This is a genomic window from Rhizobacter sp. P1_G5, from assembly GCF_056405435.1.
Window position 1 is genome coordinate 1 of record NZ_JBFUCB010000155.1, and the last position, 10,854, is coordinate 10,854.

The 10,854-nt window shown below is 70.9% G+C and carries 5 protein-coding genes; 1 reads left to right on the plus strand and 4 read right to left on the minus strand.

Annotated features, from left to right (window positions below):
- The 4 genes from AC1D12_RS13210 to AC1D12_RS13225 form a co-directional block, all read right to left on the minus strand.
- Nucleotides 1–2,488, minus strand: a 2,488-nt coding sequence (locus AC1D12_RS13210) for an ExeM/NucH family extracellular endonuclease (protein ID WP_477840857.1), incomplete at its 3' end; no start/stop codon positions are given.
- A gap of 149 nt (nt 2,489–2,637) precedes the next feature.
- A complete protein-coding gene (locus AC1D12_RS13215; RefSeq protein WP_477840859.1) occupies nt 2,638–7,005 on the minus strand; it encodes a translocation/assembly module TamB domain-containing protein in 4,368 nt (1,455 codons plus the stop codon).
- 7 nt (nt 7,006–7,012) lie between these two features.
- Nucleotides 7,013–8,878 (minus strand): autotransporter assembly complex protein TamA, encoded by a 1,866-nt coding sequence (locus tag AC1D12_RS13220; RefSeq protein ID WP_477840861.1) that lies wholly within the window; start codon nt 8,876–8,878, stop codon nt 7,013–7,015.
- 2 nt (nt 8,879–8,880) lie between these two features.
- Nucleotides 8,881–10,065 (minus strand): vWA domain-containing protein, encoded by a 1,185-nt coding sequence (locus tag AC1D12_RS13225; RefSeq protein WP_477826478.1) that lies wholly within the window; start codon nt 10,063–10,065, stop codon nt 8,881–8,883.
- 166 nt (nt 10,066–10,231) lie between these two features.
- On the opposite strand from AC1D12_RS13225, the gene AC1D12_RS13230 reads away from it, so the two are divergent.
- Nucleotides 10,232–10,854: hypothetical protein (locus AC1D12_RS13230; protein WP_477840862.1), on the plus strand; the 623-nt coding region annotated here is incomplete at its 3' end.

A 10,854-nucleotide genomic window follows, 5' to 3' on the forward strand; every position in this document is an offset into this window, starting at 1 on the left:
TCGTCAGCGTGCTGCTGGTCCACGCGGTGCCGGGATTGAAGCCGACCTGGCCGAACGAATCGACCACGGTGCCCGACTTCTCCAGTGTCACCGCGTCGTTGCCGTTGAAGTTGACGACGCCGACCTTCAGCGCGCCCGGCAGCGTGACGGTGGTCGTGAACGAGGCGTGGATCAGCACCAGCGTCTTGCCCGGCTCGAGCGTGCCGGTCAACGGCAGCGAGCTGGTCGGCGTGCTGCCGCCGTTCGCATACAGCCGCACCGTGTAGGCCGTGAGGTCCACCGTGCCCACGGTCGGGTTGTAGATCTCCAGCGCCTTGTTGTTGCTGCTGCCTTCGACGTACTCGCTGAAGAACAGCTCCGGCGTGTCGCCGCTGCTCGGCGCGGCGCTCACGACGACCGTGCCGCTGCGCTCGGCCGTCAGGCCGCCCGCGCCGCTCAGCACCAGCTTCAGCGAGAAACTGCCGGCCGCGGCATAGGTGTGGCTGAGCGTCGTGACGCCAACGGCCGGGGCCTCGACCGTGCCGTCGCCCCAGTCGACCGACAGCGCGCTGCCGTTGCTCGCCGCGATGCCGGTGATGCTGACGGCCGTGCCCACCACGCCGCTGCCCGGCAGCGTCGCGGCCAGCGCCGGCACGATCACCGGCGCGTCGGCCGTGAGCGTCAGGCCGACCAGCACCGGGTCGTGGTCCGACGAGCGGAACGGCGTTGCCGCAAAGCGGTCGTCGGTCTTGAACTCGGTGTTGTAGTCGAGCACCAGCGGCTCGTCGGCGTTGACGTGCCACACGGTGACACCGCTCACCTGCGCGCCCAGCGTCTCGCTCGCGAACGCGTGGTCGAGTGCGCCCGATTCGCCGTTGAACACGTAGCTGTAGCGGGCCTCTTCCGGCAGGCGCTTCAGCAGCTCCTCGAAGCCGCCGCCTTCCAGGCTCTTGACCGGGTCCTCGTTCAAGTACGAGTTGAAGTCGCCGACCATCAGCACGTCGGCCTCGCCCGAGATGTCGGTGAGCTGAGTCACCCACTTCTGCAGCGCGAGCGCCTGCCGGAAGCGCGAGACGTTCCAGCAGCCCTGGCCGTTGTCGGCATCCAGGTCGGCGGCCGAGGCCGGGCACGAGCCCTTGCTCTTCAGGTGATTCACCACCAGCCAGAAGCCGCCGAGGTTGTCGACCGCGGCGAAGCGCTGCGCGACCGGCGGGCGCAGGCCTCCGTCGACCGCGAAGTCCGGGTCGGTCGGCACCATCGCATTGCCGATCGGCGTCAGGCGCGCCGGCTTGTAGATCATCGCGACGGTGATCGCATCGGTGCCGGGCTTGCCGGCGTCGATCCACGCGTAGGTGTTGGCACCCAGCTTCGCGTTGACCGCGCCGACCAGGTCGGCGAGGGCCACGGTGCCGTTGTTCTCGATCTCCATCAGCCCGAGCGCATCGGCATCCAGCCCGACGATGGTCTCGACCAGCTTCGCGCGCTGGCGCACCAGTTCATCCGCGGTATTGGCGCCGCGCTGGCCGAGCGTCGTGAAGAAGTTCAGCACGTTCAGGCTGCCGGCACGCAGCGTGCCGCCGACGGCCGCCGGTGCGGCAGGGCGCGGGTTGGCCGCGGTGAACGCGAGGGCCGCGACCGGGTGCACATGGAAGGCATCGGCCGTCCAGGTCATCACGCCGCGCACGCCGGCCACCGTGTCGCCGACGCGGCGCGTGCCGTTGGTGTCGGCGGCGGAGAGGTAGGGAATCGGTGTCGGGTTCTGGATGCCGGCGCCGTCGTCCAGCACGATCTTCGCGAGCACGTTCGCGGCGTTCACCTCGTCGCGCGTCGCACTGCCCGGGTGGTTGTTGGCCTGGAACAGCCGGCCGCCGGTGGACAGCACCAGCTCGCCGTAGCGGCCCAGGTTGTGGACTTCGGAGACGGTGAGCGTCTGCTTGAACTCGACCAGCATGCCTTCGACCGCTTCGAGGTCGCCGGCGCTGGCCAGCGGCAGCGTGACCTCGCGCGCGGCGATGGTGGGGCCGGCGCCGCAGGTGCTGATCGCGGTGACGGTGGCCAGCTCGGTCAGCCGCTCGGGGTCGGTGCTGCCGCTCTTGAATTCGCTGACGGTGCCGCTCGCCTGCACGTAGTCGCCCACTTTCACGTCGGCACCGCCCGGCGCGTAGACGAACAGGCCCTCGGAGGTCTTCGGGTCGGCATCGGCGACCGGCTGCTGGATGAAGAAACCCTTCAGCTGCTCGTCGCCCTGGAAATCGGCGGTGACGACGCCGCGCACCGTGACGGCCTGGCCGTCGAACGGGCTCAGCGCGCCCGGGCCCTGCACCGCGGTGATGTCGCGCAGCGTGTTCGGCGCGGCGGGGCAGTCCGGCAAGGTCGTGACGGGCGGATTGCCGCCGCCGCCGGCGGGCGGCGCGTCATCACCGCCGCCGCCGCAGGCCGACAGCGCGGCCAGCAGGCCGACGATGACGCCGGAGGTCCAGGACGCGTGCCACTTGGAATGGTTCGACATGCAAGTTCTCCCTGTTCGCGGAACTTCCGTCCGCAACTTCAACCGAGCGGGGCGACCGCGAGGGGCGGCCGGCAAAGCCGCGCAGGTTGCGCTGCCGGCGTGTCAGTGTCGTGACACGGGGAGTGCTTGCAAGTTCACGGCCAGCCAGCTCACTGCCAGCGCAGCGTCCAGATGAAGTCCAGCGAGTTGTCGAGCCCCGACTGCGCGCGCAGCGTGAAGCGCTGGGCGATCCGGTAGATCAGCTGCCAGTTGCCGGTGGTCGCGTTCAGGCTGCGTTCGTAGCCGACGTACCAGCGCCGCGACAGCTGCTTGCCAAGCGACACCACCGTCTCGCGCACGTCGGTCGCGCTGTTCGTGTTCTGCGACACCGACAGGTCGTCGATGCCCAGCACCTTCAGCGGATCGGCGCCGCCGCCTTCGCCGGCCAGCAGCGCCAGCGCCGCGCGCTGCAGCAGCGCGGTGTCGGATTTGCCCAGCCCRTCGCTCGCGCGGCCGAGCAGCATCCACGAGAGCTTGTCGATGTCGGACAGCTCCGGCTCGGAGAACAGCCGCACGCGCGGCGTCAGCGCGGTGCCGGTGATCGCGACGCCGACGCGCACGTCGGTGTTCGGCCGCGTCGCCTCGATGTCGAGGCGCGGGTTCTCCGGCGTGCCGGTGAAGGTGATGACGCCGCGGTCGATCGTCAGCTTCTGGCCATAGGCGTTGTAGGTGCCGTCGACCGCGCGCACGCTGCCGTTGAGCGCCAGCTTGCCGCCCGGCGTCGTCAGCTTCAGCTCGCCTTCGAGCCGGGTGTCGATGCCGCGCCCGCGCAGCCGCAGCGCCTGGCCCAGGTTCACCGTCAGGTCGACCGCGACGTTGCGGTTGCTTGGTGCGCCGGTCGGCGCGGTGACCTCGATGGCGGTGTTGCGGTTCACGACCACCACGTCGCCCGACAGGCTGGGCGCGCTCGACAGGCTGAAATCGAACAGCCCTTCGTCGACCTTGAAGCTGCCGTCGACCTTCAGGTTGTCGCGGTCGAGCTCCACCTGCGCCTGGCCGGTGGTGACGATGCGCCGGTCGACCCGGCCCAGCAGCTGGAAGCGCTCGGCCACCAGCGTCATCTTCGCGTGCGGCTTCTCGCCGAACTCGGCCGCGCCGCTCAGCTTGACGGTGCCGTTGCCGGCGCGCGCCTGGAAGGTGTTGATCTTCGCGTTGTCGCCCTGCAGCGCGATGTCGACCTCGCCGTCGGTCACGTTGACGCCCTGCAGGATGTTGCGCGCCGACAGGTCGGAGCCTTTCATGTGGCCGGTGTATTCGATCGCACCGAAGCGCCCGCCGATGGTCGCGGTGGTGCCGAGCTTGCCCCCCAGGCGCCAGCCGGCCGGCACCCACGCGCCCCAGGTGCCGAGGTTCGCCACCTGCGCCTCGAGCACGCCTTGCACCGGCGCCTCGGGCTCGGGCCAGGCGCGCTTCGGCGAGGTGCGCACGACGATCGCGCCGGCCGCCACGCCGAGCTGGTTGCCGGCCAGGCCCTGCGTGAAGTTCCAGACGCCGTCCTGCGCGCTCAGGCCGAGCCGCAGGTCGGTCAGGCCGAGCGGCTGCGTGCCGGTTTCGTCGGTCACCGAGAGATCGCCGCGCACGCGCTCGAGCACGATGTCGGCGCTGAACTCGGCCGCCTGGTGCACGACGATCCTGCCGCCGATCTGCAGGTCGCCGCCCCAGCCGAAATCCGGCTGCAGCCGGCGCAGCAGCGGTGCGATCGCGACCGGCTGCAGTTCGGCCTGCACGTCGAGCTGCTGCGTCTGCACGCCCTGGCCGGCCTGCCAGCGGATGRCGTCCCAGCGCAGCCCGGCGCCGAGGATGTCGGCGCGGCCGGCCGATACGTTGACCGACGGCGCGTCGCCCGCCTGCACCTCGACATCGACGTTCTGCGCCAGCAGCCACGGCGTGCTGCCGGGCTGGCTGCTGCGCACCTCGGCCTGCTGCAGCGTGCCCTTCCAGTTCAGCGGGGTCGGCGGCTTGCCGGCGGTGTTGCCGATGGAAGGTCGCGGTGACGTGCCGTCGAACGGCGCGCCGGTGAGGCTGCCGCGGGCGGTCACGAGCACCAGCGTGCGGCCGGTGGCGGGAGAGGGGGCCGAGGCGGCCGCTGCAGCCGCGGGCGGGGCGCTGGCTGCCGCGGAGGCCGCAGCAGATGCTGCAGCGACGGGGCGAGTCGCCGCAGGCGCGCTGGCCGCTCGCGCAGCGGGTGGCGGCTGCACGCTGTCGACCCAGGCCGGCGGCAGGGCCTTCAGCTCGCTGCGCCAGTTCAGCGTGTGCGAGCGGGCCGTGCCCTGCAACTGCAGCCGGCTGCTGTCGAGGCCCTGGCCGCGCCAGGCGCCCTGGGCGATGTCGGCGCTGAGCTCCAGCGGCGCATCGGCGCTGCTGCCGGCCTGCCAGCGCAGGTCGGCCCGGCCGACCGCCAGCGGGCCGGCGCGCAGCGTCGCGAGCTTGCCCTGGCCCTGCGTCTTCACGTCGGGCCAGCGGCCGGTCAGCTCGGCCTCGCCGTTGAAGCTGCCGTTCAGGCCTTCGAGCAGGCCGGAGGCCTGTGCGCCGGGCAGCAGCTTCAGCAGCGGCTGCAGGCGCGCCAGCACCGGCGCGCGGGCATCGACATGCCAGCGATCGGCCGCGCCGCGCGCATCGGTGGCGAGCGTGCCTTCGGCGTTCAGCGCGTTGCCGCCGGCGTCGAGTTTCACGCTGGCGGCGAACGGCGCGCCGGCGCTCGGGTGGTGCAGCGCGAGGTCGCCCCGCAGCGGCACGCCGGCCAGCACGCTGTCGCCGATCACCGCGCTGATGTCGCCGCGCAGCGCGGCCAGGCGGTCGAGCAGCGTCGCACCGCGCGGGGCCGGGGCGGTCACGCTGTCGGGCACCGTCACGGCCAGCTCGCCCTTCACGTTCAGCCGGTGCGGCCCGAGGTGCCAGCTCGATTCGGGCGGCCCGGGAAACCAGGCCGCAGGATCGAAATCGACCAGCGCGCCTTTCGCCTTGGCCTGCCACTGAGCCGCACCGCGCTCGGCGCTGCCGCTCAGGCTGGCCTGTGCCGCGCCGGCGGAGGCGCGCAACTCGCGCAGCTCGATGTGCCGCTCATCGCCTTGCGCATCCACCTTCAGCTGCACCGCGCGCGCCGGCTGCAGCAGCTGGCCCTTCAGGTCGACCAGCGCCTTGAAGCTCGGCGGCTGTGCGCTGCCGTCGGGCAGCGGCGGGTGGGTCTGGCCGGACAGGGTGACGGGGCCGCCGAGCGTCATCGCCGGCAGGTTCGGGTCGAGCTCGGACGGCGCGATCTTGTCGAGCGTCGCGTTCAGCTCGAAGTTGCCGCCGTCGACGCGGCCGGTGCCGCTGACGCTGCCGGCCKGCTTGGCGGTGCCGGCGAGCACCGCTTCGAACGCAGCGAGCTCGAACTGCCGCGGCTGGTCGGCGCGTCCGCGCACGTCGAAGCTCAGCTGGCGCAGCGGCAGGCGCTGCTGGTCCCAGCGGCCGGGGGTGTCGTTGCGCAGCGTGCCGCGCGCGGCGAGGCCGCCCTGGCCGGCCTTCGCATCGGTGGGGGCGATCGAGACCGTGCCGCTCAGCGCGGTGACGGGCGCGCTGGTCAGCAGGGCCGACAGGTCGAGCGCCTGCGTGCTGGCATCGACCTGCGGCAGCGGCCAGCTGTCCCACGGCGCGACGGTGGCGGTGGCGTCCAGCGACTGCCCTTGCGCGCGCAACGCGGCCTTGGCATTGAAGCGCGCGAGCGGGCCCTTCGCCGACAGGCCGGCATGCCAGTCGTTGCGCAGCGATTTCGCCCAGGCCGGCAGCGTCGGCAGGGCCGCCTCGCTGCCGCTGCCCTGCACGCCGGCCAGCTGCAGCTCGAGCGGCATGTCGCCGTCGGCGCCGATCTGCGCGCGGCCGGTGACCTGCAGCGCATCGAGCCGCAGCGAGACACCGCTGACACGGTGCAGCGCGCCGCGCTCGGCGCCCAGCGCGACCTTGGCGGCGATCTCGCGCAACGGATGCGCCTCCAGCCCCGGCACCAGCAGCGTGCCGACCGTCAGCTGGTCGACGTACACCTCGACCGGCGAGCGCAGCGAACTCGGCAGACCCGACGGCTTGGCATTCGGATCGCTGGGGCCGATCTGCACCGTGACGCGCTCGGCCGACATCGCATCGGCATGCACCGCCGCCCACGAACGCGGGTAGGGCGTGAACGACAGCGAGAGGCCGCGCCAGCGCAGCGCGTCGATCACGATGCGGTCGTGTTCGCCGAGCACGACGACGACCTGCTTCGCGCTGAAATCGCCGACCAGCGAACCGCGTGGCTCGCTGACCTGCAGCAACGGCAGCGAGCGTGCGACGTTGCCGAGCAGCCACGCGGTGCCGCTCTCGCTGCCGGCCGCCCACAGCGCGGTGCCGACCAGCGCGGCCGGCAGCACGATCAGCAGCACGAAGCCGATGATCAGCAGCGCGACCCACCAGCGGCGTCGGCGCAGCGGTTTGGCGGGGGGCGTGGCTTCGGTGTCGTCGCTCATGCGAGTTCTAGAAGGCGATGCCGACGCTCAAATGGAGGCGGTTCTCGTCGACCGCCTGGCCGTGCGCATAGTCGATGCGCAGCGGCCCGACCGGGCTGCGCCAGCGCAGGCCGACGCCGTAGCCGTAGACCGAGTTCACGTGGCCCCAGGTGTCGGACGCGTTGCCGCCGTCGGCGAACACCGCCCACCACAGCGAGGGCATGCGCGGCGAGATCGGGCGGGCCAGTTCGATGCTGCTGGTCAGCAGGAAGCGGCCGCCGTAGAGCTCGCCATCCTTGATCACACCCAGCGAGCGGTAGGCGTAGCCGCGCACCGAGTCGTCGCCGCCGGCGCGGAACAGCAGCGCATCCGGGATGCCGACATCGGGTTTCGCGAACACGCCGCCGGCCTCGACCCGCGCCTGGCCGTACCAGCGCTGGCCGAGCGGCCAGTAGCCGGTCAGGCGGCCGTAGGTGCGGCCGAACGGGCCGTTGCTGGCGAAGTTGTTGATGGCATAGCCGCCGGCCGCCTGGATCGAGGCGGTCAGGCCCTTGGTGGGCAGCAGGATGCTGTCGACGTCGCGCCAGACCCAGTTGTAGTTCTGCGAGACGGCGCGGCTGTCCTGCTCGGCGGTGTCGTTGGTGAGCTTCGAGTCGAGCACCTCGACGAAGATCAGCCGCTCGATGTGCTCGGTGTCGAGCGAGCGGCCGACCCGCACGCGCGAGTTCAGCGTGATCGCGCCGGCCGAGTCGAGCCGCGAGATGCTGGTGGCGATCAGGTTGCGGTACTGGCCGTCGGTCGGGTTCGACGTGAGGTCGGCGTCCCACGAGCGCAGGTCGCGGCCGAGTTCGAACTTGTTGTGCAGTTGCGCGTTGAAGCCGAACGGCCGGCGGTGCCGGTGCTCGAAGGTGAAGCGCCCGCCGGTGTTGTCGCTGTAGCCGATGCCGAAGGTGGCCTGCTGCAGCGTCTGCTCGCGCACCCGCACCGTCACCGGCGTCGCCGCGGCAACCGCCGGATCGGGATCGATCTCGACCGAGACGCCCTCGAACAGCCCGAGCTTGCCCAGGCGTTCCTGGAAATCGAGGATGCGCTTCTCGGTGTAGGGCGTGCCGGGGCCGAAGTCGGCGAGGTTGCGGATCGCGCCTTCGTCGTAGCGCTGCAGGCCTTCGATGCGGAGCTCGCCGAGGTGGAACAGCGGGCCGCTGTCGAGCACCGCGGTGATGCTGGCCTTCTGCGTCGACGCGTCGACGCGTGCCTCGGTGCTCTTCCATTGCGCGGCCGGGTAGCCGTCGGCGCGCAGCCGGGCCACGGTCTCGTTCTTCGCCTCGCCCCACAGGCCCTGGCGGAACGGGCGGCCGAGCTTCAGCGGCCACTGGTCCTCGAGGCGGTCGAAGGTCTCGCGCGCGGCCGGATCCTTGGCATCGAGGCCCTTCTTCAGCTCGCCTTCGATCTGCAGGTCCCAGTGGTCGACGCGGGTGCGCGGACCGACCTGCAGCACCAGCTTGATGACCGGCAGGCCTTCGGGCGTCTCGCTGCGCTCGACGGTGGCTTCGGCGTTGAAGTAGCCCTCGGTCTCGACCAGCGTCCTGGCCTGGGCCGGCGCGGCCGCGGCGAGGCGGTCGAGCTCGGCACGGGTGATGCCTTCCTGCGTCGACGACTGGAAGCGGCCGAGGTCGAGGTAGGTGGTGAGCAGGGCCTTCAGGTCGTCGGGGGCCTCGATCTCGAGCCGGTAGGCGACGAAGGCCGGAGCGGACGCGGCCGCCGCCGGTGCAGCAGYGGCGGCCGGGGGAGATTCGGGCTTGCTGCCGTCGTCGCTGCCGGGCTTGAAGATCGCGCAGCCCGACAGCGAGATCGACAGCGCGAGCCCGGCGGCCAGCAGGGGCGGTGCGGGCACCCTCATTTGCTCAGCAGCCGCATGGCACCTTCGAGGCCTTGCAGCGTGAGCGGAAACATGCGCTGGTTCATCAGCTGGGCGACGATCGAGATGCTCTGGCGGTAGCCCCAGACGCCTTGCGGCTCGGGGTTGATCCACGCGAATTTGGGGAAGGCATGCGTGAGGCGCTGCAGCCATTCGGCGCCGGCCTCCTCGTTGTTGTATTCGACGCTGCCGCCGGGCTGCAGGATCTCGTAGGGGCTCATCGTCGCGTCGCCGACGAAGATCAGCTTGTAGTCCTTGTTGTACTTGCGGATCACGTCCCAGGTGGAGAATTTCTCGCTGTAGCGGCGGCGGTTGTTCTTCCACATGAAGTCGTAGACGCAGTTGTGGAAGTAGTAGAACTCCAGGTGCTTGAACTCGGCCTTGGCGGCGCTGAACACCTCTTCGACGCGGTGGATGTGTTCGTCCATCGTGCCGCCGACGTCCATCAGCAGCAGCACCTTCACCTTGTTGTGGCGCTCGGGGACCATCTTGATGTCGAGGTAGCCGGCGTTGGCGGCGGTCGAGCGGATGGTGTCGTCGAGGTCGAGTTCCTCGTCGGAGCCTTCGCGGGCGAAGCGGCGCAGGCGGCGCAGCGCGACCTTGATGTTGCGGGTGCCGAGTTCGAGCGAGTCGTCGTAGTCCTTGAACTGGCGCTGGTCCCAGACCTTCACGGCGCTCTTGTTGCGGGACTTGTCCTGCCCGATGCGGATGCCTTGCGGGTTGTAGCCGTAGGCGCCGAACGGGCTGGTGCCGCCGGTGCCGATCATGCGGTTGCCGCCTTCGTGGCGTTCCTTCTGTTCCTCGAAGCGCTTCTTGAGCGTCTCCATCAGCTCGTCCCAGCCCATCTTCTCGATCGCGGCCTTGTCCTCGGGGCTGAGTTCGAGCTCGAGCTTCTTCTGCAGCCAGTCGAGCGGGATGTCCTGCGTGAAGTCGGTGAGCAGCTCGACGCCCTTGAAGTAGGCGGCGAAGGCGCGGTCGAACTTGTCGAAGTTGGCCTCGTCCTTGACGAGCGTGGTGCGGGCGAGCAGGTAGAACTTGTCGACGCTCGGGCCGCCTTCGTCGTCGATCACGCCGGCTTGCAGTGCTTCGAGCAGCGTCAGGTATTCCTTGACGGAGACCTTCAGCTTGGCGGCGCGCAGGGTGAAGAAGAAGTTGGTCAGCATGGCGGGCTGGGCGCGGCGTACCGCGATGAAACTACGGCGTATTGTGACTTCGTCTGCGCGCACCGTCCTCGTGCGCATACCCCATTGTTGCGGTGCGGCATTCCGGTTGTCCTACGGGGGCTTCTTGCATGATGTTCCGGCTGACATCCATGCCTCTGCTTGTGACATGAAGTTTCCGGCGCGCAAGTGCTTCCTGATGACGATGCTGATGGTGGGGGCCGCTGCTGACGCTGGGGCGGCGCCGCCGGTGCCGTGCCGCGCGRATCCGTTCGCCGACGCCGGCCCGGCCGACCGCGAGGCGCTGCTGTTGCGGCGCTGCGGCGGCGAGCGCATCGACTGGCGCGTCGAGACACCGCGCGCGAATCCGACCGACGTGGGCCCGAGCCAGCTGCGCTCGCGGGTCGAGACCAGCACGACCGAGACGCTGGGTGGCGGGCTGAAGACGTCGATGCGGATGAGCTGGGCGGGGTTACGCACCGAGACCGAGCCGGGGCTGCGAACCGAGCAGGCCACCGTGGCGGCMGGAGCCCAGCTGCGGCTGGCCAGCAGCTGGGCGCTGCAGATGAACCTGGGACGCGACGTGGCGGGGGTGCCGCGCAACCGGGCGACCTTGTCGAGCGTGTGGCAGCCGCTGCGCAGCGGGACGCTCTATGCCGAGTGGGCGGGGAGCGGGCTGTCGGCGAGCGAGACCGAGGTCAACCGGGTGGGGGCGCGGTGGTGGCTCGTGCCGCGGCGGCTGTCGTTCGATCTCGGGACGGCGCAGCGGCCTGGAGTGCCGGGCTGGGAGGA

What these genes read in the sequence shown, in the direction of transcription:
- AC1D12_RS13225 (WP_477826478.1), bottom strand. Translation starts at nt 10,065, where the DNA reads ATGCTGACCAACTTCTTCTTCACCCTGCGCGCCGCCAAGCTGAAGGTC.